The sequence below is a fragment of the Sphingomonas sp. LHG3406-1 genome (assembly GCF_029637485.1).
Taxonomy (GTDB): Bacteria; Pseudomonadota; Alphaproteobacteria; order Sphingomonadales; family Sphingomonadaceae; genus Sphingomicrobium.
On the sequence record NZ_CP069128.1, the window covers coordinates 1,938,250 to 1,961,826 of the forward strand.

The following is a 23,577-nucleotide window of genomic DNA, read 5'->3' on the forward strand; positions in this document are numbered from 1 at the left end:
CCGCATGGGAACAAAGCCTTGCCGCCCTCTTGGTTAGACCCTAACCCTCTGCGTCCATGGCAAGGCAGCCCGTCCGACCCCGTCCCGCGCCAGCTGCTGCCGCCGCACCGTCGCTCGGCTTCATCGGCTGGGTGATCCGACTGTTCAAATGGGGGCTGGTGGCGAGCCTGGTCGGGCTGGTGGTCCTCGGCGTTGCGGTCGCGGTGGCCTACACCCAGCTCCCCTCCTACCAGAGCCTCTCGAATCGCGGCGACCTCGGCCAAAACATCCGCATCCGCTCGGCCGACGGCAAGCTGCTGGTCCAGCTCGGCCCCAACCTTGGTCAGTGGATTCCGTACGAGGAAATCCCCACCACGATGAGAGCCGCGATGATCGCGGTCGAGGACAAGCGTTTCCGCTATCATCCGGGCGTCGACCCGATCGGCATGGCGCGCTCGATCAAGGTGCGCGTACAGACCGGGCGGTTCAGCCAGGGCGGCTCGACCATCACCCAGCAGCTCGCCCGCAACATCTTTCTCAACAACAGCCGCACCTTCGCCCGCAAGCTGCGGGAGGCGGTGCTGGCGCTCGCGCTCGAGGCCAAGTTCAGCAAGAACCAGATTCTCGAGCTTTATCTCAACCGGGTCTATTTCGGCGGAGGTGCCTATGGCATCGATGCGGCCAGCCGGACCTTCTTCGGTCATCCCGCGACCCGGCTAAGCCTCGGCGAGGCGACCATCATCGCCGGCCTGGTCAAGGCGCCGAGCAACTATTCGCCGACCGCCGACGTCGAAGCGGCACGCGGCCGCGCCGACGTCGTCCTCAAGTCGATGGTCGACAATGGCTTCGTCTCCGCCTCCGCAGCTGCCAACGTCGACCCGGCGCGGATCGTCGTCCAGCAGGGCGCCAGCCAGAACAGCGTCCGCTACTTTACCGACTGGGCCCTGCCCCAGCTCGACACGTTGATCGACGAGACCAGTGAGCCGATCGAGGTCTGGACCACGCTCGACACGACCATGCAGGGCGCGGCGGACCGGGCGGTCAATGCCAATACCCCCCGCGGCGCCCAAGGCGCACTCGTCGCGCTCGATCGGGACGGGGCGGTTCGCGCCATGATCGGCGGACGCGATTACGTCTCGAGCATCTACAATCGCGCGACGCAGGCGCAGCGGCAGCCCGGCTCCGCCTTCAAGCTGTTCGTCTATCTCGCTGCGCTCGAGTCCGGGATGAAGCCGACCACCACCCTGGTCGACGAGCCGGTCGACATCGAGGGCTGGCGCCCGCGCAACAGCACGCGCTCCTACCTGGGCGCAGTCTCGCTCCGCGAGGCTTTCGCGAGGTCGATCAACACGATCAGCGCCAAGATCGGTGCCGAACTCGGCTTCGGCACCATCGCCGACATGGCGCGCCGGTTCGGGATCACCTCGTCCCTGTCGACTTATCCGTCGATGGTGCTCGGAACCTCGGATGTCCGCCTGATCGACATGACCCGCGCCTATGCGGCGGTCGCCAACCGCGGTGCGTCGGTCAGCCCTTATGCCATCACCCGCGTCACCAGTGCCGACGGGCGGCTCCTTTACCGTCATGCGAGCGAGGAGCAGCGCACCCTCGTCGCACCGTGGGTCGCTGCGGGCATGACCGATCTGCTCCAGACGGCCGTGATGAGCGGGACCGGACGCGCCGCGCAGATCGGGCGGCCGGTCGCGGGCAAGACCGGCACGACCCAGTCAAACCGTGATGGCTGGTTCATCGGCTTCTCGAGCGGGATCACCACCGGCGTGTGGATGGGCCGCGACGATTCCAAGGCGATCGCCGGCCTTCAGGGCGGCACCGCGCCGGCGCGCGCCTTCCACGACTTCATGGTCCGTGCCGTCGCCAATCGGCCGGTCGAGCAATTCCAGACCGAAGTACCGATGCCCGACTGGCAGCTAGAGCCCGGCGAGGAGACCTACATCGGCAACGAGGAACTGCCGTTCGAGCCGCTGGTCGACGAGAATGGCAATCCGATCGGCACGCCGCCGGCGGACCCGCTTTCTCCCCCGGAGTTCGGGTCAGAGCAGCCCGCGCTGCCGGGCGAGCAGACCGAGGTCGATCGCATCTTCGGCGGCGCGCTCCCACCGCCAGAACGCCCCGTACCGCCGCCCCGCCCGCAAGCGGCGCCGAGGCAGGAGCGCCCGTTGCCCTTAGCCGCGCCCGACGGCGCGCAGCGCCGGACCGAGCCGACGCAATTCTAGCCGGGCGGGCGCCACCGGACCGCCGAACAGCTGCGCCTCCGCCACCTTGAAGGCCGCCGAATGGTCCATGTGGAGCCGGTGCGCGACCTCGTGCGCGACGACGAAGCGCAGCACGTCCGGCGGCGCCAGGATCAGCCGCCAGCTGTAGCGAATGGCCCCTGCCGAGGAGCAGCTGCCCCAGCGGCTTGCCGGATCGCCGATGCTGACCGAGCGTATGGTCACGCCGGCTGCGGCGGCGATTCTCGCGGTCTCCTCGCTCAGCCGGTCGCGGGCACGGGCACGAAGCCAGCGCTCTATCGAAGCTGGCACGCTTTCAGCCGGGCCGCCGACCACCAGCGTCCCGGCATCGATCACGACACCACGCCTCCAGGTCGGCTCGTGGCGGATCAGGAGGTCTCGTCCCTCGACCGGAATGGTCGATCCCGGCGCGAAGGGCTGGGCCGCCGGCGCCCGTTCGAGCTGACGGTCGATCCACTCCCGCTGCCCCACCACCCAATCGAGCGCCGCCTTCGCCGAATGCCGCCACGGCATGGTCAACCGCAGCAGCCGCCGGTCGTGATCGACCCGCAGCCGCAGCCGGCGCGATCGCTTCAGCCGCTGGAGCCGGACGGGTAGGGGGAGCCGCGGATCTTCAGAGATCACGGTCGGTCAGGTGGAATTCGAGCTCGCCCGCATCGACCTCGCTGATCGTCCAGCCACGCGTCGACATGCCGGCCTTGTGCACGCTCTCGCGGTCTCCGCTCTCGAGATAGTGCCAGTCCGGCAGCGGCTCGTCGAACGCCCGAAGCTTGTAGGCGCAGGTGGTCGGCAGCCATTCCAGCTCCTCCAGCCGGTCCACCGACAGCTGGACGCAATCGGTCACCCACTTCTTGCGGTTCGCATAATCCGTGCAGCGGCCGTTCTTGCGGTCGAGCAGCTTGCACGCGACGTTGGTCGGGAACAGCTCGCCCGTGTCCGCATCCTCAAGCTTGTGCAGGCAGCAGCGGCCGCAGCCGTCGCACAGCGCTTCCCACTGCCCGGCATCGAGCGCGGTCAGGGGCTTGTCCCACCAGCGGGACTTGTCGGGCGGCGGCTTGTTCATTGGACCGGCAGACTTGGTCTGCTAGTGGCCCGCGTTCAAGCTTTACGCGACGAAAACAGGGACACGGGCGGGATCATGGCAATTCGGAAGCTCATCCTGGCAGCGGCGGCAGCAGCAACTCTTGCCGTTCCGGCCGCCGCCCAGTTCGCCAGCCAGGGCTATACCTTCATCCAGGCCGTGCGGCAGCGCGAAGGCGACAAGGCGATCGAGCTGCTCAAGCAGCCGGGCTCCAACGTCGTCAACTACCGCGACGATTCGGGGGAGGCAGCGATTCATGTCGTCACCGGCCGGCGTGATCTGACTTGGCTGCGTTACCTGCTGGCTCAGGGTGCCGACGCCAATCTCAGTAACCGCGGGGGCGACACGGCGCTGATCATTGCCGCCCGCATCGGCTTCGCGGAAGGGGCCGATGCACTGCTCCGTCGCGGCGCCCAGGTCGACAAGGCGAACCGGCTCGGGGAAACGCCGCTGATCGTGGCGGTCCAGCAGCGCCAGATGCCGCTCATCCGGCTACTGGTCGACAAGGGCGCCAACCCAGACAAGACCGACAATGCCACCGGCCGAAGCGCGCGCGATTATGCCAAGCGCGACGCCCGCGCTGCCGAGATGCTGAGGCTGATGGAAGCGACCAAGCCCGCCCCGGCCCGCCCGGTCGCCGGCCCGGGGCTCTAGGGCGCTTACTGTCCCCAACCCAGGGTCGGATCGATCTGCGCGCTGAGGCGGCGCGCGGCGCGACGGGCGAAGCGCAGCAGCTCGGCCTTTCGCCTCGCCGGTGCCAGCGGCCGATGCGGCGCTTCCCGCACGACCGCCGCATCGTAGCGGTCGGCGACGATCACGCCGGCCGTCTCGGGCAGGAAGCGCTCTTCCTCCAGCAGCGCCGACAGGTGCGGCGGCACGGCCCAGAAGAAATTGTCGCAATAATCGAGATAGTCGGTCCACTTGGCATCGCCGGTGAGGTCGGCCTTGCTGACCTTGATCTCGACGATGGTGAGCTGGCCCTTGGGATCGATCCCCATCAGGTCGGCGCGCCGCCCATTCGGCAGCGGGACTTCGCATATTGCGAACAGGTCACGCCGGCAGAATAAGCGGGTCACGCCGCGCGCAACCTCCACCGCTTGGAGTGGAAGGTCCTGAAAACAGGAAGAAGCGGAGAGAGACTCGGGCGCGCTGGACACGCCCGAGCCATAGAACAGGACAGGAACGAAGCGCTAGGGCCTAGCGGTAGAAGACGTGATTACCGACAGACGCCACGCGAGTCAGGCGCCAGCCCGGGCGGACGCGGCGGGCGTGGAAGAACATGGCCTTGCCGACATTGCTGTCGTGAATGTCCGCATCGACGATGCGGGCGATGGCAACCGCATTCTTCCACTGCAGGCTGTTCTTGTTGACCGACGGCCAGCGGCCGCCGCGGACGAAGCTGAACTGGCCGCGCTGCGTCAGCACGCCGCAATAGCTGGACGGAAAGCGGCCCCGGCTCTCGGCGCGGTTGGCGATGACGTGGCCGACCGCGAGCTGGCCGGCAAGCGGCTCGCTCTTGCTCTCGAAATAGACGCCGACGGCGAGGCATTCGAGTTCGCGGCTGCCGGCATCGGCGCTGCGCAGCTTGGCAACGGTTTCGGACAGGCTGGCACCACGGCGCACGGCCGGTGTGTCGATCGCGGGCACAACCGCAGCGCCAGGCTCTTCGCTGCCGGCGACTTCGGCCGGAGCAAGCGGTTCGTTCGAAAGCGGGGTAGTCACGAGCGGTTCGCTATTGGCAACGGCGGCAACGGCCTGTTCGGTGGCGGGCGCCCGGACAATCTGGGCGGGGGCAACGGAACCTGCGGCAAGCGCAGTGGCGGCAACCATCAAGACCAAGTGACGAACCACGAACAACCTATCAACGTGCGGTGGATTGCCGTCCGCGTGCCGAACCCGGCCGCCAAATGCGGCCTCATCTCACGCTTGGGCTGATCCCCCGTCTCGCGCGGCTCCCCGGGACGGTCGGACCGGCCCAGGGAGCACCCCGCTCGAAAGCTGTTCCTCGGTTCGTCGCATTGTTTCCCGGGCGCAACCCGCTCAGCTCATTTCAGCGGTGAATCGTTCTGCCGACGGGACGTCCAGTTCCAATATCCACAGATCGGGGTCTCGATCCGCGGCACGCGCAAGATGTTGTTGCAAGGAGGCCGAATCACGCAAGACGCGCTTTTCCCAGGCGTAGCGCCCATCCTGCTGGAGCAGGCGTTCCATCGTGAAGAGGACCGCTCCGCGCTCTGCCAGCAGCAGAAGCAGGCTGCCACGTTCGGCGTCGCCGCGGCGCATGACGGCACCGAAGCCGCCCTCTGCCGCGGCCCGGGCCAGCAGCGCGGAAACCTCGACGTGGGTGGCGAGCCGCCCCTCGCTCACCTGGCGCGGTAACCTGACAGCCCCGCCAGAGCGATGTGAGAGCGGAGGAACGTACCTGTTCCGCGCGCGCATTCCTCGCCACTCGAATCGACGATCCGCGCCTCGGCAACGAACACCCGCCGCTTGCCCGAAATCCAGCGCCCCTCGGCAAATGCCGGACCTTCGCGCATCGGTTTGGTGAAGTGCAGGTTGAAGGCCGTCGTCAGCAGGAAGCGGTCGCTGACCAGGCTGTTGGCCGCATAGAAGGCGGCGTCGTCGAGCATCTTGAAATAGAGCGTCCCGTGCGCTGCCCCGGCGGCATGGAAGTTCTGCGGCTCCACCGTGAAGCGGATGATCGCCTCGCCAGCGTTGGCCAGCGTCAGCTCGGACCGGAACAGGGCATTGATCGGCGCCGAGGCATAGAGTGCCTCGAGCGCGCGGAAATGCGCTTCGGCGCCGCTGACCGGCGTCTCCCCGTCAGGCAGCGTGCGGCTCATCGACCCCAATCAGCACCGCCGCCAGCGCATCGCGGCTATTGGCCCCGCGAAGCCTCTCCAGGGTCGGCGCATGGCGTACCACTCGGCTGATCGCTGCCAGCGCCTTAAGATGGTCAGCGCCGGCGTCCGGCGGCGACAACAGGAGGAAGACGAGGTCTACCGGCGCCGCATCGATTGCCTTGTAGTCGATCGGCTCGGCAAGCTGGGCGACCAGCCCAAAGATCCGCTTCAGCCCCTCGACCTTGCCGTGCGGAATAGCGACACCATTGCCGAATCCGGTCGATCCCAGCCGCTCGCGCTCGGCGAGCGATGCCATCAGCTCGTTCGTATCCATCTGCAGCCGCTGCCCGGCGATCTGGCCGAGGCTGTGGAACAGGGCGCGCTTGTTCGCGACCGCAAGCTGTGGACGAATGGCGTCGAAATCGAGAAAGGTGGAAAGCTGCATGACAGGATTACTCTGACGCCCGGCGGAAACCCGCGCGGCTGATGCCTCATGGACGAGGCCGGGTCTAGCGATCTTTGGGTTCGACCCAGCCGATGCTTCCGTCGTCCCGTCGATAGACCATGTTGAAGGCACCGGTCTTGCTGTTGCGGAACATGAGCGCGTTGGTGTTGCGAAGATCGAGCATCATCACGGCATCGGACACGCTCGCCTCGGGGATGTCGACGCGGGTCTCGGCGATCACCGGCGGATGCTCGGGCGCGGGCTCCTCCTCGCTCGGCGGAGGCGCGAACACGACATAGGCGGCGGAGGCGTCATAGCCGGCGCCGCCCATCGCCTCGGCCCCCTTGCGATCGCGCAACCGCGACTTGTAGCGCTTCAGCTGCCGCTCGATCTTGTCGGCCGCGCCTTCGAATGCCTGGTGGGCATCATAGCCCCTGTTGCTTGCCTTGAGCACGACTCCGTTCACCACCGGCGCGACGATGTCGCAGGTGAAGCCATTGTCGTGCGGACCCTTGCCGAAGGTGACATTGGCAGCGGTGGCGCGGCTGAAGTAGCGCCCGGTCAGCGCCTCCAGCCGCTCGGTGACATGGGTTTGAAGCGCCGCCCCGGTCTCGACCTGGTGACCTGCCACCCTGATGTCCATCGCTGCTGCTCCTTTCCGAGCTTCCCGGCAGCGCTTCCGTTCCCGGCCTAGGAAGCCGGGATCGATGCCCAGACCGGGTCCTTGATCCTGCTCATGAACTGGGCATGCGCCTCAAGCTCGTCAAGCGACGGAGCATGCGGACGCGGCGTGCGGACCGGCCTTGCGGCAGGCCGAGCAATGCTGGTCGCCTGCACCGCGATATCGGCGGCAGAAGAGGCATCGGCGAGTAGCGAGAAGCCGATCTGCCGGCCGCCGGTCAGCTCGACATAGACCTGCGCCAGCAACTGCGCGTCGAGCAGCGCGCCATGCTTGACGCGCGCCGTGCGATCGACGCCGAAGCGGGTGCAGAGCGCGTCGAGGCTGTGCTTGGCGCCGGGGTGCTTCGAGCGCGCCAGCACCAAGGTGCAGATCATGCGGCTGAGGCAGACGGGATCGCGCCCACACCGCTCCAGCTCGTGGTTGAGGAATCCGAAATCGAAGGTGGCATTGTGCGCGATCAGCGGCGCATCGCCGACGAAGTCGAGCAACTCCTCGCACTTGTCACCGAACAGGGGCTTGTCGGACAGGAAGATGGTGCTGAGCCCGTGCACTGCTTCCGCCTCGCTCGGCATGCTGCGCTCGGGATTGAAATAGGCGTGATATTCGCGGCCGGTCGGGCAGCGATTGACCAGCTCGACGCAGCCGATCTCGACCATCCGGTCGCCCGTCGTCGGATTGACGCCGGTGGTTTCCGTATCGAACACGATCTCACGCATGGATGAATCTATGCGCGCTTGGAGAGTCCCAGTCCAGCGAGGATCGCGTCCACTTGGGCTTCCGTTTCGGCCAGGCTGATCGAGGTGTCGATCACATGATCCGCCCGCGCACGCTTCTCGGCGTCGGGCGTCTGGCGGGCGAGGATGTGATCCAGCTTCTCGGCCGTCATGCCTGGCCGGGCGAGCACGCGCTGGCGCTGGATCTCGGCCGGCGCGGATACGACGATGACGTCGTCGAAGACGGCCTCGCCCCCGGTCTCGAACAACAAGGGAATGTCGAACAGCAGCGCCGGCGCAGCGCCATGCTCGACGATGAAGCGGGTGCGCTCATGGTGGACGGCGGGGTGCACGATCGCCTCCAGCGCGGCGAGCTCGTGGGGCTTGCCCAGGACGGCGGCGGCAAGGGCCTCACGATCGACCGCACCCTCGCGGGTCGTGCCGGGAAAGCGCTGCTCGATCACCGGCACCAGCCGTCCGCCCGGACCCTGCAGCGCACGAACCGTCGCATCGGCGTCGAACACCGGAATGCCCCGCGCGGCGAACATCTTCGCGACGGTAGACTTCCCCATGCCGATGGAGCCGGTGAGGGCGAGTGTCTTCATGCGGTAAGAAGCTCCCGGAGTTCGGCATCATGGTCGCGCGGCGCTTCTTCACCAAATAGATGCGCGAACGCCGCGGCGGCCTGAGCCACGAGCATCGTGAGGCCGCCCACCGCCACCAGCCCCCGCTCGCGCGCCTGCCGCAGGAGGTCCGTCTCGAGCGGGTCATAGACCATGTCGAAGACGACCGATCCCGGCGCCATCCCCCCGAGATCGACCTGCAGCGGCGGATGGCCACGCATGCCGAGCGGGGAGGCATTCACCAGCAGGGATAAGTGCTGCTCCTTCGATCTGGACTGGGCGAGATCGCCGACTTCGACCGACGCATATTCGGCATCGACGGGATCGAACCGACGCCGGAAGGCCAGCGCACGCTCTTTGGTCCGCCCGACACTGGTCACGTGAAGCGGCGCAGGGCGGCGCAGGAGGGCGACCATCGCTGCTGCTGCTGCACCGCCGGTGCCGATCACCGTCGCCGAGGAGATGCGATCGCCCTCGATCCATGGCCGCAGCGGGTCGGATACGCCGTTCAGGTCCGTATTGTGCCCACTGAGCCGCCCCTCAGCGCCGACACGCGTGATGGTATTGGCCGCACCGACCAACCCCACCTCGGCAGATTGTTCGTCAAGGTATCGCAATGCCTCGACCTTGAGCGGCATGGTGACATTGCAGCCGCACCAAAGCGGGTCGCTCCGCCGTTGTTCGAGATAGTGCGGCAGGTCTCCCGCCGTCACGCGGGTCGCGCGATAGTCGTAGGCGAGGCCCAGCTTGCCCAGCCAGAAGCGATGGATCAGCGGCGACCGGCTGTGGCCGACGGGATCGCCGATCACCTCCGCAAAAGGGACAGCTGATGTCATGCCGTCAACACGCCTTTCGCACGCAGCGCTCCGAGCAGAGGCAACAAGGGCATGCCGAGGATGGTGAAGTGATCGCCCTCAATTGCCTCGAACAGCTGGATGCCGGGTCCCTCCAGCCGGAAGACACCGACGCAATAGCTGACCTCGGGCCAGTCGCTTTCCAGATATTGCTCGATGAAGGCGTCGCTGAGCACGCGCACGCGAAGCCGCGCCTCGCCCGCGTGCCGCCAGATTATCTCGCTTCCTGTGGCGAGGACGACGGCGCTGGTCAGGACCATCGTCTTTCCCGAGAAGAAACGCAGATGCTCGGCCGCCGTCTCGCGACCCGCGGGTTTGTCGAACCGGCGACCGTCCACGCTGATCAGGCTGTCGCTGCCGATCACCAGGGCTTGCTGTCGCCGCACCGCGACCGCCAGCGCTTTCGCTTCCGCCAGCGCAAGCGTCAGTCCGGCATCGTTGCCGTCGAATCCCGCCTTGATCGCAGCCTCGTCCACGCCAGGCGCCTCGGCCGCATAAGGTACGCCGGCATTGGCCAGCATCGTGCCGCGGATCGGCGAGGTCGAGGCGAGCACCAGTTCCATGTTCGTTCCTGTGGAGAAAGCCGCCTGTACCCCTAGCGCGGCTGCGGGGATGGACCAACCGGAGCCGATCAGGACCCGTCGGCAAGGATTCGCAAAGCCGCTTATCCACGGTGGATGAAGCCATCCACAGGCCTGTGGAAAGCGGGAATTCGGCTGCGCGACTCGCCGGTCTTGCGAGAGCCGCCAATTCCGGCCACCTGTTGGCAACCATGGGAGGCCGACTTATTCCCCAGCTTCGGCCCGCCAACAGACTCCAACTACCTTTCTAAGAATCTATAAGAGAAAGAGATAAGGGTGGCCGACCAGCCTTCGGATCAGACGACCGACAAGCCGCTCCTGGCCGTGCTCAGGGGCGAACGGCGCGACCCACCGCCCGTCTGGATGATGCGTCAGGCCGGGCGCTATCTTCCCGAATATCGTGCGCTGAGGGCCGAAAAAGGCGGCTTCCTCGACATGGTCTATGATCCGCCCGCCGCGGCCGAGATCACGCTTCAGCCACTCCGCCGCTTTGCGCTCGATGCGGCCATCCTCTTTTCCGATATCCTGATCGTCCCGCATGCGCTGGGGCAGAACCTCAGCTTTGTCGCAGGTGAGGGTCCCCGTCTCGCGCCGCCGCTGAGCGGAGCCGAGCTGGCCGAGTTCGAGCCCGCACCCGAGCGGTTCGAGCTGATCTACGAGACCGTTCGCCAGGTGAAGGCACAGCTGTCGCCCGAGACGACTTTCCTGGGCTTCGCGGGATCGCCCTGGACAGTCGCCACCTACATGGTGGCCGGTGAAGGCAGCCGCGAACAGGCCGAGGCCCGCCAACTCGCCTATCGCGATCCGGGAAAGTTCGGCGCCATCATCGCGGCCATTGAGGAATCGACCATCGGCTATCTCGTCGGCCAGGCCGACGCGGGGGTTGATGCGGTGCAGTTGTTCGACAGCTGGTCGGGCAGCCTCGCCCCAACCGAATTCGAACGCTGGGTCATCGCGCCCACCGCGCGGATCGTCGCGAAGCTGCGCGCGCTCCGGCCGGACCTGACCATCATCGGCTTCCCCAAGGGGGCGGGCGGCAAGCTCCCCGCGTATGCCCGCGAGACGGGCGTGGACGCGCTCGGGCTCGACGAGACGGTCGACCCCCTATGGGCACATGCCAGCCTGCCCGACGGCATGCCGGTCCAGGGAAATCTCGATCCGCTGGCACTGATCGCCGGCGGCCCGGCGCTGGAGAAGGCGGTTCGCGTTATTCTTTCTGCCCTCGAGGAGCGACCGCACGTGTTCAATCTCGGCCATGGCATCCAACAGACGACGCCGATCGAGCACGTCCAGCAGCTCTTCCGCCTGCTTGGAAAGGCCGTCTGATGCTCGACGCCTACATCGGCATTCTCGGCAATGCCTATCCCTGGGTGAAGGCGGCGCACGTCACCTTCGTCATCTTCTGGGTCGCCGGACTGTTTCTGCTGCCGCGCTTCTACGTCTATCATCACGCGACCGCGGCCGGATCGGCCGAGGACCGCGCATGGATCGACCGCGAGCGCCGCACCCGCTCGATCATCCTCGGGCCCGCCATGGGTATCGTCTGGATCCTCGGCCTCGCGCTTGCCTTCCATCTCGGCGCCTGGACCCAGGGTTGGTTTCACGGCAAGCTGGCGCTGGTCGTGCTGCTGACCGGCTACCAGGGATGGCTTGGCGCCTACGGCCGCAAGCTCGCGCGCGGCGATCGCCCGCTCGAGAACCGCACCCTGCGTATCATGAACGAGGTTCCCGGCATCATGACCGCGCTCATCGTCGTGCTGGTGATCGTCAAACCGTTCTGATCTTGCCGTCTGGCGAGGCGGTCCCCATGTTGACTTGGACGGCGGCCCGACATAGGCCGTCAGCATACGGCCGCACCGGCCCGTATTCTCCGCTCATGCCGGTGTGACCGCTCGGTTCTCGACGCGGGTCATCAGTCATCCGACTGCCAAACTCCCCAGACAAAGACATCAGACATGCATCTCAAGGATCTCAAGCAGAAGACCCCCGCCCAGCTGGTCGCACAGGCCGAGGAAATGGGCATCGAGGGTGCGTCGACGCTGCGCAAGCAGGACCTTCTCTTCTCCATCCTCAAGGTCCGTGCCGAGACCGGCGCCGAGATCATGGGGTCGGGCACGATCGAGGTGCTGAACGACGGCTTCGGCTTCCTCCGCAGCCCGGAGGCCAATTACCTCGCCGGGCCGGACGACATCTACGTCACGCCGCAGCTGGTCCGCCGCTTCGGATTGCGTACCGGTGACACGGTCGAAGGCGAAATCCGCGCTCCCAAGGACGGTGAGCGTTATTTCGCCCTGAACCGCGTGACCTCGGTCAACTTCGATGAGCCGGAAGCGGTTCGCCACCGGGTCAACTTCGACAATCTCACCCCGCTCTATCCGGACGCCAAGCTCAAGCTCGATACGCTCGATCCGACGATCAAGGACAAATCGGCGAGGGTGATCGATATCGTCTCGCCGCTCGGCAAGGGCCAGCGCGCGCTGATCGTCGCACCGCCGCGCACCGGCAAGACCGTTCTCCTCCAGAACATCGCCCGTGCGATTACCGATAACAATCCGGAGGTCTTCCTCATCGTTCTGCTGATCGACGAGCGGCCCGAGGAAGTGACCGACATGCAGCGCAGCGTGAAGGGCGAGGTCGTATCCTCCACCTTCGACGAGCCGGCGCAGCGTCACGTCCAGGTTGCCGAAATGGTGATCGAGAAGGCCAAGCGCCTGGTCGAGCACAAGAAGGATGTCGTCATCCTGCTCGACTCCATCACCCGCCTCGGCCGTGCCTACAACACCGTCGTGCCGTCGTCGGGCAAGGTGCTGACCGGCGGTGTCGACGCCAACGCCCTTCAGCGGCCGAAGCGCTTCTTCGGCGCCGCCCGCAACATCGAGGAGGGCGGCTCGCTGTCGATCATCGCCACTGCGCTGATCGATACCGGCTCCAAGATGGACGAAGTCATTTTCGAAGAGTTCAAGGGCACCGGCAACAGCGAAATCGTGCTCGACCGCAAGGTCGCCGACAAGCGCATCTTCCCGGCCCTCGACGTCGGCAAGAGCGGCACTCGCAAGGAAGAGCTGCTGGTCCCGCAGAACATCCTGACCAAGATGTGGGTGCTGCGCCGGATCCTCATGCAGATGGGCACGATCGATGCGATGCAGTTCCTGCTGGACAAGATGCGCGACGCGAAGAGCAACGAGGACTTCTTCGCCTCGATGAACCAGTAAGCCGCTCGCGCATTGGCGAGGGGAGCGCCCGATTGCTTTCTTCGCGTCATTGCGAGCGTTAGCGAAGCAATCCAGTCCGGGCGCGTGGATTGCTTCGTCGCCTGCGGCCTATCGCAACGACGAAGGCCTGACCGGACTGACGGAGAGTTCCTTTGCTTGAACTGATTACGACGACCCTTGCCGCCGCTGCCGGCCTCGGTGGCCCTGCCGAAATCTGGGCCTCGATCGTGAAGGATTTCAGCAACATCACCGAGCCGGCCGCATTTGCGGCCTTTCTCCAGGTGCTCGCAATCGATCTCGTTCTCGCAGGCGACAATGCGATCGTCGTGGGTGCGCTTGCTGCCGGTCTGCCGCCGGAGCAGCGCAAAAAGGTCATCCTGATCGGCGTCGCCGCCGCTCTGGTCCTGCGAATCCTGTTCGCGCTCATCGTCACGCAGCTGCTGCAGATCGTTGGCCTCATCCTGGTCGGCGGCCTGCTGCTGCTGTGGGTGGCTTGGAAGATGTGGCGTGAGCTTCGGCACACGGCGGACAATGCCGGCAGCCCGGAGATCGAGGGCGACGAACATAGCGGCCTGCGGCCGGCCAAGAGCTTCGCGGGAGCCGCCTGGGCCGTAGCCGTCGCCGACGTCAGCATGAGCCTGGACAATGTCCTGGCGGTCGCCGGCGCGGCGCGCGACCACCCGGGAATCCTCATCGTCGGCCTGATCTTCGCTGTCGCCCTCATGGGCCTCGCGGCCAACCTCATCGCCCGCTACATCGAGCGCTATCGCTGGATCGCCTATGTCGGTCTTGCAGTCATCCTCTATGTCGCCGTGAAGATGATCTACGACGGCTGGATCGATCCGCAGGTGGGCCTCGGCCGCCTGTTCGTCTGAACGGGACCCCGGCCCCAAGCCGGGGTGCCGCAACATCGACCTGAGCCATGAGCAGGGTGACGGGCGCACGGGGCACATCGCCTGCCCAGTGCCCGGCGTGGCGGAAGCGCTGGCCGCCCGCTTGTCACTTCCCTCGCCGCACGGCATCCGGGACGGGTGAGCCGACCCACCATCTTCGCCCGTTCCAGCGGCGCCTTGCCGTCTGCCATCGCCGTGGTGCGGATCAGCGGGCCCGAGGCCGAGAGGGCCGCTGCACGGCTCGCCGGTACTCTCCCGGCACCCAGGACCATGAGCCTCCGCGATCTGAAGGCCGGGGATGGCGCATTGATCGACCGAGCCCTCGTCGTCCGCTTCCCGGCGCCACACACCGCCACCGGCGAGCCACTGGTCGAGCTTCACTGCCACGGCGGCCGTGCCGTGGTCGCGCGCCTTCTTGGCCTGCTCGCCGCCATGCCGGGCCTGCGCGAGGCGGAGCCGGGAGAGTTCACCCGCCGCGCGCTCGAGAATGGCCGCTTCGACCTGACCGAGACCGAGGGCCTAGCAGACTTGCTGTCCGCCGAAACGGAGTGGCAACGCCGTGCCGCCGTGGAGAGCGCCGGAGGAGGGCTCCGCCGCTCCGTCGAGGAATGGCGCGAGCGGCTCGTCCTCCTTGCCGCCGAGGCGGAGGCGGCGATCGACTATGTCGACGAGGAGGAGACCGAGCTCGAGCTGGTGCAGCTCTGCAGCGCAGCGGCAGCGCTGGCAGACGAGTGGCGCAGCCAACTCGCTGCGCCGAGGTCGGAGCTGCTGAACGACGGGCTCAAGATTGTCCTCGGAGGTCCACCAAATAGCGGAAAGTCCAGCCTCTTCAATGCTTTGACCGAATCCAACAAGGCCATAGTGACGTCAATTCCGGGAACCACCCGTGATTTGTTGGAGGCGCGCCTGGATCTCGACGGACTGCCGGTGGTGCTGATCGACACTGCCGGTCTTCGCGCAACCGATGATGTTGTCGAGCGGATCGGTGTCGCGCGCGCTGAAGGCGCCCAGGAGACCGCCGATATCCTTCTCTGGCTCGGCGACCCGCAGGAGGCGCCCAATCACCAGCGGATCTTGCTCGTGCACGCGCGTGCCGACGAGCGTCCCCTGGCACCCGCAGGCACCATTCCAGCCTCCGTGGTGACACCGGGCGGTCTGGAAGCATTGCGTGCCGAAGTCATCGGAGCCGCACGCAATCTCCTACCGCCGCCCGATCGCGCCGCACTCAACCAGCGCCAGGCGCGTGCCCTGAGGGAAGCAGAGGAGGCACTTCGTGGAGTGCAACCTGACGACATCCTGCTGACCGCCGAGGCCCTCCGGCAGGCCCTGCACGCCCTCGATCGACTAAGCGGCCGCCACGGAACGGAAGACGTGCTCGACGCTCTTTTCGGACGATTTTGCCTCGGCAAGTAAGCGTTCCACGTGGAACAACTCGCAAAACGACTGTTCAGAGGATAAGGGCACGGCGATGTTCGACGTCTTGGTCATCGGTGCGGGTCACGCGGGCTGCGAGGCGGCCGCCGCCGCCGCGCGCATGGGGGCTAAGGTGGGGCTGCTTAGCTTTCGTCGCGAAGATGCCGGACAGATGAGCTGCAACCCCTCGATCGGGGGTGTCGGCAAGGGTCATCTCGTCCGTGAGTTGGACGTGTTCGACGGCCTGATGGCGCGGGCGGCGGATCGGGCAGCCATCCACCGGCGCATGCTCAACCGGAGCAAGGGTCCTGCGGTCTGGGGTCCACGCATCCAGGCCGATCGTCTGCACTATCGCGCCGCCGTCGAGGCACTGCTGGCCGAACTGGCTGTCGACCGCATCCATGGCGAAGCCGTTGCTCTCGACATCAAGCAGGGCGCCGTCGTTGGCGTGACGCTTTCCGACGGTGCGCGACTGCCGACCCGGTCCGTGGTCATTGCGACGGGTACCTTCCTCGACGCGCGAGTCTTCATCGGCGAGGAGAGTCGCGCGGCGGGCCGCCATGGCGAGCAAGCCAGCGTGCCGCTCGCGGCGCAACTCCGCCAGGTGGGCCTAGCAGCGCGACGCCTCAAGACGGGCACGCCTCCGCGCCTGGATGGCCGCACCATTGATTGGGCTCGACTGGAGAAGCAGCCGAGCGATGCCGATGCTTGGGCCTTCTCGGCGCATCCCGAGGCTGCCAAACGCCTCCCGCAACTCTGCTGTGCCATCACCCGAACGAATGAGCGCACGCACGAGATCATCCGTGCGGCGGAGGAGCGCTCGCCACTCTACTCCGGTGTCATCGAGGGCAGGGGCCCGCGCTACTGCCCGTCGATCGAAGACAAGGTTCGCCGCTTCGGCGATCGCGACGGGCACCAGATCTTCCTGGAGCCCGAAGGACTTGCGGACCCGCTCGTCTATCCGAACGGCATTTCCACATCGATGCCGATGGAGGTTCAGGAAGCGTTCGTCCGCTCGATCGCCGGCCTCGAACGTGTCGTCATCGCCCGTCCCGGCTATGCGGTCGAGTATGAGCATGTCGACCCGCGCCGGCTTGGAAGCGACCTGCGGGTGCGAGACCTTCCTGGCCTGTTCCTGGCTGGGCAGATCAACGGCACGACCGGATATGAGGAAGCGGCAGCGCAAGGACTTGTGGCGGGCCTGAACGCGGCAGCCGCCGCACTCGGCAAAGAGGCGATCACCTTCGACCGCCGATCGAGCTACATCGGTGTCATGATCGATGACCTGACCTTGCAGGGAGTCAGTGAACCCTATCGCATGATGACCGCGCGCGCTGAATATCGTTTGCTCCTCCGAGCCGATAATGCGGTCGCGCGTCTTGGCGACAAGGCGCTCGGCGTCGGCTGCGTGTCGGACCGCCGAGCGGACGCGATACGCAGTCACCTTAAGTGGCGGCAGCAACCCGCTTTCGCACAGACGGAAGAGGGCATGGCCGATGCGCTCTATGCGCCTTATGTGCTGCGCCAGCAGCGCGAGTGGGACGCCATTTCACGCAACCGCTCCGTAACCATCTCTGCGGACCTCGACATCGCAGCTGTTGCCGGACTGTCCGCGGAGATGGCGGAACGGCTGGCGGCAGCCCGACCCGAAAATCTCGACCAGGCCTCACGCGTGCCCGGCGTCACGCCCGCAGCGATTACCGCGCTCTACGTCGCTCTTGTCCGGGCCGCCGCGTGACACCTCACCGGTTGGATGTTTCACGTGAAACACGAGCTAAGCTGGAGCACTTCGTCTCCCTGCTCCTTCAAGAGAACGAATGTCAGAATCTGATCAGCCGAGCGAGCGCCGAGCAGGTGTGGGAGCGCCACATCCTCGATTCGGCACAGCTTCTCGACCATGCTCCTGCCAATGCTGACTGGCTGGACATCGGCAGCGGCCCAGGTCTTCCCGGAATGGTCCTCGCCATCCTTGGCGTTCGCTGCATCACCATGGCCGAGCCTCGCCGTCTTCGCACGGACTTTCTGGAGCGATCCATGCGCGAACTTGGCGTCGAGAACGCCCGCGTCGTCACCGGAAAGGTCGAGCAGGTCGATGGACGCTTCGACGTGATTACCGCACGAGCCGTTGCCTCTCTCGACCGCCTGTTTGCCTTGAGTGCCCGCCTTTGTGCGCCCGAGGGCCGGTGGGTGCTGCCAAAGGGCCGAAGCGCTGCAAAGGAACTGGAAGAGGCGCGCTCCACGTGGCAAGGTAGCTTCCGGCTCGAACCGAGCAGGACCGATCCGGATGCCCGGATCCTGGTTGCATCGGCGGTCAAGCGGAAGGCTGGGCGGGGATGATCAAGGTCGCAATCGCGAATCAGAAGGGTGGGGTGGGCAAGACCACGACTGCCATCAACCTTGCCACTGGCCTTGCGGCCATGGGCTGGCGCGTGCTCCTCGTCGACCTTGATCCGCAGGGCAATGCGTCGACCGGGCTCGGCATCGGACCTCATGCTCGCAGCCGCTCTTCCTATGAAGTGCTGATCGGGAGCGAGACGGTCGACAATTCGGTGCTCGAGACCCGCGTGCCACGGCTTGAGCTGCTTCCGGCCACGCAGGATCTCTCCGGCGCTGAAGTGGAGCTGGTCGATTTCGACCGCCGCACCCACCGCCTGGCCGATGCGCTGGATGCGGCGCCGCCACGGTGGGACATCTGCCTCATCGACTGCCCGCCGTCGCTCGGCCTGCTGACCGTCAACGCGCTCGTCGCCGCGCGCCATCTGCTCGTGCCGCTGCAGTGCGAGTTCTTTGCGCTCGAAGGGCTCAGCCAATTGCTTCAGACCGTTGAGCGTATCCGCACGCGCTTCAATCCCGAACTCTCCATCCTTGGCGTCGCGCTTACCATGTTCGATCGCCGCAATCGCCTGTCCGCGCAGGTGGCCGAGGACGTGCGCGCCTGCCTTGGCGCGGCGGTGTTCGACACGGTCGTGCCGCGCAACGTCCGCCTTTCGGAGGCTCCGAGCCACGGCCTTCCAGCACTGATCTATGACCTGCGCTGCTCGGGTTCGACGGCCTATGTTGGCCTCGCCCGCGAGCTGATGGCGCGTCTCCCGGCATTGAAGGAAGCAGCATGAATCAGCAGGCCCGCGGGCTTGGGCGCGGTCTTTCCGCGCTGCTCGGCGATGCGCCAGCGACCACCGCGGCTGGCACTGCCGAGGGTGTTCGCGAGATCGACATCGCGGCGATCCGGCCGAACCCAAGCCAGCCCCGCCGGATCTTTGCCGAGGAGGCGCTGGCCGAACTGGCGGAGTCCATCGGTGCGCGCGGCGTGCTCCAGCCCATCCTGGTTCGTCCTGCGGGCGAAGCAGGTCGGTTTGAGATCATCGCCGGCGAGCGCCGCTGGCGTGCCGCACAGCGGGCACAGCTCCACCGTATCCCGGCCATCGTTCGCAACTTCGACGAGGCGGGCACTGCCGAAGTCGCGCTGATCGAGAACGTCCAGCGCGCGGACCTCGGGCCGCTCGAGGAAGCCGATGCTTATGCGGCGCTGGTCGAACGCTTCGGCCACAAGCCCGAGGAGGTTGGCAAGCTGGTCGGCAAGAGCCGCAGTCACGTCGCCAACCTATTGAGATTGCGGGATCTTCCGTCGACCGTCCGGGCTCGGCTGGAAGCTGGCGAGCTGACCATGGGACATGCCCGTGCCATCGCCTCGTCACCCGATGCGGAGAGCCTGGCCGAGGAGATCGTCAAGCGGGGCCTGTCCGTGCGGCAGACCGAGGCGCTCGCCCGCAAGCGGCGTCCGGGGGCAGGGAGCGACATCGCACGTGGCAGTGCGCGGCTGGCAGCGGCGGCGCGCGATGCCGACCTCGTGGCGCTTGAGCGTCAGCTCGGCGACCTGCTTGGCCTCAAGGTCAGTATCCAGCACTCGGGCGGGGCGGGGCAGGTGGCCGTGCATTTCTCGAGCCTCGACCAGCTCGACCTTATCTGCCAGCGGCTGAGCGGCGAACCGATCTAGCGCCGGCTTGCGGCGACGCGCGCGAGCTGAAGCAGGGTCTCGCCGAGCGCGGCGCTCGGGGGCACCGGTTGCATGAGCAGCTCGCGCTCGAGCCGCTGCACGCGCTGAAATGCTTCGGAAAGTTTAGGCGAGGTCCAGCGAGGAAGTATTCGCCCGACGATCGGCTTGTCGCGGACCCAGCGGACCGACTGGACGACGCTCTCGGTGCTTTGTCCCTGGTCGATCCGTGCCCGCAGGGGCGCAAGCATCAGCAGGCGGCGCTGGAGTGCGCGGACGACGGGGATGGCGTCTGTTCCCGAAGCATCGAGCAAGGCGAGCTCGGCCGAGAGCCCAGCCACGTCACCGGCAAGCGCAAGATCGCCTGGTCGCCCGAGATCCGCTTCGCCCTGATCGATCCCGAGTGCATCGACGACCTCCTCGTCGAGGTCCAGTAGCTGGTCCGGAGAAGCGCCTGCATAAAGCGCGAACTTCTGCAGTTCCAGGCGGGCGAGGATGAGGTCACCGCCAGCTTCGCCGGCAATTCGCTCGGCCAGTTCGGGCGTGACGCGAAGCCCTTCGGCGCGGCCAAGCTCGAGGATGACGCCGGCTTGTTGACGCGGGGTCTGGACATCGCTGGCGACGTGGATGGCCGCCTTGTGGCCGTCCGCCAGCTTGGCAAGCGTACTGCTGCTCCTCAGCAGCCCGCTGGTAATGGCGACAGCCGGCGCCTCCGCCCGGTCGAGCGCAAGCAGCGCTCCCACCGCGGGCACGATGTCCTCGCCTGCTGGCTCGACCCACAGCAGGCGTGCGCCGCCGAACATGGGCAGGCTGGCGGCCTCGTCGGCCAGCCAGGCCGGGTCCGACTTGAGCTGGGCAGCACTGGCAGTGATCTTCTCCGCCCCGAGCGACGCGAGCAGGCGCTGCGCGAACAGGCGACTGGCTGAATTGTCCGCACCCGAGAAGAGGTAGAAGCGGACGGCGGGGTCGGGCCGGTCGAGCGCGGCGGCGGCCCGTCCGGAGGCGAGCTTCACCGGACCGGCGTCCGATTGGCGTAGAGGCTGAGACGACCGACGATCTGATCGGCCACCACCTGGGTAAGCCGCTCCGCAGCGGTCTGCTCGGCCGCCAGCGTCGCCACATCGGAGCTGACGACATCGATGCCGGCGTCCGAGCCGGCAGTCGCGTCAAGCACCACCTGGCCGGTGGCATTGTCGACCAGCCGGTACCGCGCACGAATGGTGCGGCGCTCACGGGTGACGGCGGTGTCGCCGCGAATGCCAAAGCCGGTAAGGTCGTCATCGACTTCGACTTCGAGCCGGTAGCGCTCATTGCCTTCGGTCTCGCCAAGGCGGTCGGCAAGCGCCGCCCGCATCAGCCAGCCGGTTCGACCGCCGGCAATGGGCTGCACGGCGACGGAGGATAGGAATGTTGCCGTCGCACCGCTCGTGCCGCCGCCGTAGACGGGGCGAAGACCGCAGCCCGTGCTCAGCGCTGCCAGAGCAAGGAGGAAGGCAGCCCGCTTCACAGGACGATGTTCACCAGGCGATCGGGCACGACGATCACCTTCTTCGGCGCGCTGTCGCCGACGAGCGCGGCAATCTTCTCGGCAGACAGGGCCATTGTCTGAAGGTCCTCGCGCGCAGCCCCGCGCGGCGCGGTCAGCGTATGCTTGAGCTTGCCGTTGACCTGCACGGCGATGGTCACCTCGTCGTCGACCAGCAGCTCCGGATCATAGGCGGGCCAGGGCTGGTCGACCGCCATTCCCTCGCCTCCGAGCACCGTCCAGGCCTCCTCGGCGAGGTGCGGCGCCATCGGCGAGATCAAGACGACAAGGGAGCGAATGGCGGCGCTCCGGTCTGCACTTGGCGCGGACTTCTCGATTGCGCTGACCAGTTCGTACAGGGCCGCGACGGCCTTGTTGAACTGCAGGCCTTCGATCGCTGCACCGACGGCGGCAATGGTGCGGTGGAGCTTGCGGACGAGCGCCGCATCGCTGCCCTCGGACACCGCTGGTGAAGCCGCCAGCCGCCACACACGCTGAACGAAGCGCGACGCGCCCTCGATGCCGCCGATCGACCATTCGAGGTCTCGCTCGGGCGGAGAGTCCGACAGCATGAACCAGCGCACCGCGTCGGCGCCGTAGCGGTCGATGATGAAGTCCGGATCGACGACATTCTTCTTCGACTTGGACATCTTCTCGACGCGGCCGGATTCGACGTCCTGGCCCGCAGCCCGTGCTTCCGCCGCCTCCTCGGGCGACAGCCACTTGCCGTCGGGCCCGCGATAGGTCTCGTGGGTGACCATCCCCTGCGTGAACAGCCCCTTGAACGGCTCCTTCACCGACAGCCGGCCGATCCGCTCCAGCGCGCGGGTCCAGAAGCGGGCGTAGAGCAGGTGGAGGATCGCATGCTCGACCCCGCCGATATACTGGCCGACCGGAAGCCAGGATTCCGCCTCGGCGCGATCGAACGGCTTGTCGTCGGGCTGCGAAGCGAAGCGGATGAAATACCAGCTGCTGTCGACGAAGGTGTCGAGCGTGTCGGTTTCCCGCCGGGCTGGCTTGCCGCAGGTGGGGCAGTCGATCTTGTTCCACGTGGGATGACGATCGAGCGGGTTGCCCGGTACGTCGAAGGTGACGTCTTCGGGCAGGACGACCGGCAACTGTTCCTTCGGTACCGGGACGGCGCCGCAGGAGTCGCAGTGGATGATCGGGATCGGCGTGCCCCAGTAGCGCTGGCGGCTGACTCCCCAGTCGCGCAGGCGATACTGGATGGTGCCCTTGCCCCAACCTTCCGCCTCGGCGCGGCGAATGATCGCTGCCTTCGCCTCCTCGGTGCTCATGCCATCGAGGAAGCGGCTGTTGACCGCCACGCCGGGGGCATTCTCAGCCTCGGCCAGCGGCACATCGGCCTGGTCCGCGGAGGCCGCGACCACCCGGGTGATCGGAAGCCCGTACTTGGTCGCGAACTCGAAATCACGCGCGTCATGGCCCGGAACGCCGAACAGCGCGCCGGTGCCGTAATCCATCAGCACGAAGTTCGCGATCCAGACCGGCAGCTGCCAGTCGGGATCGAGCGGGTGGGTGACGGTGAGGCCGGTGTCGAAGCCCAGCTTCTCCGCCGTCTCGATTTCGGCCGCGGTCGTGCCGCCCTGCTTGCAGCGGGCGATGAACTCTGCCGCTTCGGGCCGCTCGCCCGCCAGCGCCTCGGCGATCGGGTGCCCGGGCGAAATGGCGACGAAGCTCGCGCCGAAGATGGTGTCCGGGCGGGTGGTGAAGACCTCGATCTCGCCGCCTTCGGGCCGCTGGAAGCGGAACTGCAGGCCGCGGCTCTTGCCGATCCAGTTCTCCTGCATCAGCCGCACCTTGTCGGGCCACTGGTCGAGGCTGCCGAGCCCCTCCAGCAGCTCCTCGGCGAAGTCGGTGATCTTGAGGAACCACTGGTTGAGCTTGCGCCGCTCGACCAGGGCGCCCGAGCGCCAGCCGCGCCCGTCGATGACCTGCTCGTTGGCGAGCACGGTCATGTCGACCGGATCCCAGTTCACCTCCGATTCGCGGCGAAACACCAGGCCCGCCTCGAACAGGTCGAGGAACAGCGCCTGCTCCTGCCCGTAATAATCGGGCTTGCAGGTGGCCAGCTCGCGGCTCCAGTCGAGCGCGAAGCCGAGGCGCTTCAGCTGCGCCTTCATCTGCTCGATGTTCTGGAGGGTCCAGGTGCCCGGATGCACCTTCTTCTCCATCGCCGCATTCTCGGCGGGCATGCCGAAGGCGTCCCAGCCCATCGGGTGGAGCACTTCGAAGCCCTGCGCGCGGCGATAACGGGCGAGCACGTCGCCCATCGTGTAGTTGCGCACATGCCCCATGTGGATGCGCCCCGACGGATAGGGGAACATCTCCAGCACATAGGCCTTGGGCTTTGGGCTGGCGCTGTCGGCGCGGAAGCAGCTTTCGGCTTCCCACCGCTCCTGCCAGCGGGACTCGCTCGCCGCCGGATCGAAACGGTCGGGTGTCATGCGTGCTCCTGGATGCTGTGGG

At 66.8% G+C, this 23,577-nt stretch carries 26 protein-coding genes; 11 read left to right on the forward strand and 15 right to left on the reverse strand.

Going from position 1 to position 23,577, the window contains the following annotated elements:
- Positions 1-56 precede the first annotated feature (56 nt).
- Entirely contained in the window at positions 57-2,213 is a 2,157-nt protein-coding gene (locus tag JOY29_RS09420; RefSeq protein ID WP_300973272.1) for a transglycosylase domain-containing protein, read from the forward strand.
- On the opposite strand, the gene JOY29_RS09425 is transcribed toward JOY29_RS09420, so the two are convergent.
- Positions 2,163-2,855: a M48 family metallopeptidase gene (locus JOY29_RS09425; protein ID WP_300973273.1), complete on the reverse strand. Its 693-nt coding sequence runs from the start codon at positions 2,853-2,855 to the stop codon at positions 2,163-2,165. The two genes, JOY29_RS09420 and JOY29_RS09425, sit on opposite strands and share 51 nt — an antisense overlap.
- Positions 2,845-3,294, reverse strand: coding sequence for a YcgN family cysteine cluster protein (locus tag JOY29_RS09430; RefSeq protein WP_300973274.1), 450 nt, complete (start codon positions 3,292-3,294; stop codon positions 2,845-2,847). The genes JOY29_RS09425 and JOY29_RS09430 overlap by 11 nt, the downstream gene beginning before the upstream one ends.
- 75 nt (positions 3,295-3,369) lie before the next feature.
- Between JOY29_RS09430 and JOY29_RS09435 the strand changes: the two genes are divergently transcribed.
- Complete coding sequence (locus JOY29_RS09435) at positions 3,370-3,966, forward strand: ankyrin repeat domain-containing protein (RefSeq protein WP_300973275.1); 597 nt, start codon at positions 3,370-3,372, stop codon at positions 3,964-3,966.
- Positions 3,967-3,971: 5 nt separating this feature from the next.
- Here JOY29_RS09435 and JOY29_RS09440 read toward each other — a convergent pair whose 3' ends face one another.
- From JOY29_RS09440 to JOY29_RS09485, 10 genes are all read right to left on the reverse strand, one after another.
- A complete protein-coding gene (locus JOY29_RS09440) occupies positions 3,972-4,469 on the reverse strand; it encodes an MmcB family DNA repair protein (RefSeq protein ID WP_300973276.1) in 498 nt (165 codons plus the stop codon).
- Between the two features lie 40 nt (positions 4,470-4,509).
- Entirely contained in the window at positions 4,510-5,142 is a 633-nt protein-coding gene (locus JOY29_RS09445; RefSeq protein ID WP_300973277.1) for a cell wall hydrolase, read from the reverse strand.
- Positions 5,143-5,352: 210 nt separating this feature from the next.
- Positions 5,353-5,679 carry a DUF1491 family protein gene (locus JOY29_RS09450; RefSeq protein WP_300973279.1) on the reverse strand — a complete coding sequence of 109 codons (327 nt, stop codon included), beginning with the start codon at positions 5,677-5,679 and terminating at the stop codon, positions 5,353-5,355.
- Positions 5,676-6,155 (reverse strand): PaaI family thioesterase, encoded by a 480-nt coding sequence (locus JOY29_RS09455; RefSeq protein WP_300973280.1) that lies wholly within the window; start codon positions 6,153-6,155, stop codon positions 5,676-5,678. The genes JOY29_RS09450 and JOY29_RS09455 overlap by 4 nt, the downstream gene beginning before the upstream one ends.
- Positions 6,136-6,600, reverse strand: coding sequence for a PTS sugar transporter subunit IIA (locus JOY29_RS09460; RefSeq protein ID WP_300973281.1), 465 nt, complete (start codon positions 6,598-6,600; stop codon positions 6,136-6,138). The genes JOY29_RS09455 and JOY29_RS09460 overlap by 20 nt, the downstream gene beginning before the upstream one ends.
- A gap of 64 nt (positions 6,601-6,664) precedes the next feature.
- Entirely contained in the window at positions 6,665-7,243 is a 579-nt protein-coding gene (gene raiA, locus JOY29_RS09465; protein ID WP_300973282.1) for a ribosome-associated translation inhibitor RaiA, read from the reverse strand.
- Between the two features lie 47 nt (positions 7,244-7,290).
- Positions 7,291-7,998, reverse strand: a complete 708-nt coding sequence (dnaQ, locus tag JOY29_RS09470; RefSeq protein WP_300973283.1) for a DNA polymerase III subunit epsilon — start codon at positions 7,996-7,998, stop codon at positions 7,291-7,293.
- Between the two features lie 8 nt (positions 7,999-8,006).
- Positions 8,007-8,600, reverse strand: coding sequence for a dephospho-CoA kinase (gene coaE, locus JOY29_RS09475; RefSeq protein WP_300973284.1), 594 nt, complete (start codon positions 8,598-8,600; stop codon positions 8,007-8,009).
- Positions 8,597-9,427: a shikimate dehydrogenase gene (locus JOY29_RS09480; RefSeq protein ID WP_300973285.1), complete on the reverse strand. Its 831-nt coding sequence runs from the start codon at positions 9,425-9,427 to the stop codon at positions 8,597-8,599. The genes coaE and JOY29_RS09480 overlap by 4 nt, the downstream gene beginning before the upstream one ends.
- Before the next feature lie 23 nt (positions 9,428-9,450).
- Complete coding sequence (locus JOY29_RS09485) at positions 9,451-10,035, reverse strand: Maf family protein (protein WP_300973286.1); 585 nt, start codon at positions 10,033-10,035, stop codon at positions 9,451-9,453.
- A 294-nt stretch (positions 10,036-10,329) separates the two neighbouring features.
- Between JOY29_RS09485 and hemE the strand changes: the two genes are divergently transcribed.
- The 9 genes from hemE to JOY29_RS09530 all read left to right on the forward strand — a co-directional run bounded on the left by hemE (position 10,330) and on the right by JOY29_RS09530 (position 19,565).
- Positions 10,330-11,379, forward strand: coding sequence for a uroporphyrinogen decarboxylase (gene hemE, locus JOY29_RS09490; RefSeq protein WP_300973287.1), 1,050 nt, complete (start codon positions 10,330-10,332; stop codon positions 11,377-11,379).
- Entirely contained in the window at positions 11,379-11,834 is a 456-nt protein-coding gene (locus tag JOY29_RS09495) for a CopD family protein (protein WP_300973288.1), read from the forward strand. Before hemE ends, JOY29_RS09495 begins: the two co-directional genes overlap by 1 nt.
- 174 nt (positions 11,835-12,008) lie before the next feature.
- Positions 12,009-13,265 (forward strand): transcription termination factor Rho, encoded by a 1,257-nt coding sequence (rho, locus tag JOY29_RS09500; protein ID WP_300973289.1) that lies wholly within the window; start codon positions 12,009-12,011, stop codon positions 13,263-13,265.
- A 152-nt stretch (positions 13,266-13,417) separates the two neighbouring features.
- On the forward strand, positions 13,418-14,140 hold the full coding sequence (locus JOY29_RS09505; RefSeq protein WP_300973290.1) for a YjbE family putative metal transport protein: 723 nt from the start codon (positions 13,418-13,420) through the stop codon (positions 14,138-14,140).
- Between the two features lie 156 nt (positions 14,141-14,296).
- Positions 14,297-15,571, forward strand: coding sequence for a tRNA uridine-5-carboxymethylaminomethyl(34) synthesis GTPase MnmE (gene mnmE / locus JOY29_RS09510; protein WP_300973291.1), 1,275 nt, complete (start codon positions 14,297-14,299; stop codon positions 15,569-15,571).
- A gap of 55 nt (positions 15,572-15,626) precedes the next feature.
- Complete coding sequence (gene mnmG / locus JOY29_RS09515) at positions 15,627-17,309, forward strand: tRNA uridine-5-carboxymethylaminomethyl(34) synthesis enzyme MnmG (protein WP_300973292.1); 1,683 nt, start codon at positions 15,627-15,629, stop codon at positions 17,307-17,309.
- Positions 17,306-17,908 carry a 16S rRNA (guanine(527)-N(7))-methyltransferase RsmG gene (gene rsmG / locus JOY29_RS09520; RefSeq protein WP_300973293.1) on the forward strand — a complete coding sequence of 201 codons (603 nt, stop codon included), beginning with the start codon at positions 17,306-17,308 and terminating at the stop codon, positions 17,906-17,908. Before mnmG ends, rsmG begins: the two co-directional genes overlap by 4 nt.
- Positions 17,905-18,684: a ParA family protein gene (locus JOY29_RS09525; protein ID WP_300973294.1), complete on the forward strand. Its 780-nt coding sequence runs from the start codon at positions 17,905-17,907 to the stop codon at positions 18,682-18,684. The genes rsmG and JOY29_RS09525 overlap by 4 nt, the downstream gene beginning before the upstream one ends.
- Positions 18,681-19,565, forward strand: coding sequence for a ParB/RepB/Spo0J family partition protein (locus tag JOY29_RS09530; RefSeq protein ID WP_300973295.1), 885 nt, complete (start codon positions 18,681-18,683; stop codon positions 19,563-19,565). Before JOY29_RS09525 ends, JOY29_RS09530 begins: the two co-directional genes overlap by 4 nt.
- Here JOY29_RS09530 and JOY29_RS09535 read toward each other — a convergent pair.
- From JOY29_RS09535 to leuS, 3 genes are read right to left on the reverse strand one after another with little or no spacing between them, the layout of a single operon-like run.
- Positions 19,562-20,575, reverse strand: coding sequence for a DNA polymerase III subunit delta (locus tag JOY29_RS09535; RefSeq protein ID WP_300973296.1), 1,014 nt, complete (start codon positions 20,573-20,575; stop codon positions 19,562-19,564). The two genes, JOY29_RS09530 and JOY29_RS09535, sit on opposite strands and share 4 nt — an antisense overlap.
- Positions 20,572-21,069, reverse strand: a complete 498-nt coding sequence (gene lptE / locus JOY29_RS09540; RefSeq protein WP_300973297.1) for an LPS assembly lipoprotein LptE — start codon at positions 21,067-21,069, stop codon at positions 20,572-20,574. The genes JOY29_RS09535 and lptE overlap by 4 nt, the downstream gene beginning before the upstream one ends.
- A complete protein-coding gene (gene leuS / locus JOY29_RS09545; RefSeq protein WP_300973298.1) occupies positions 21,066-23,555 on the reverse strand; it encodes a leucine--tRNA ligase in 2,490 nt (829 codons plus the stop codon). Before leuS ends, lptE begins: the two co-directional genes overlap by 4 nt.
- Between the last annotated feature and the right edge of the window lie 22 nt (positions 23,556-23,577).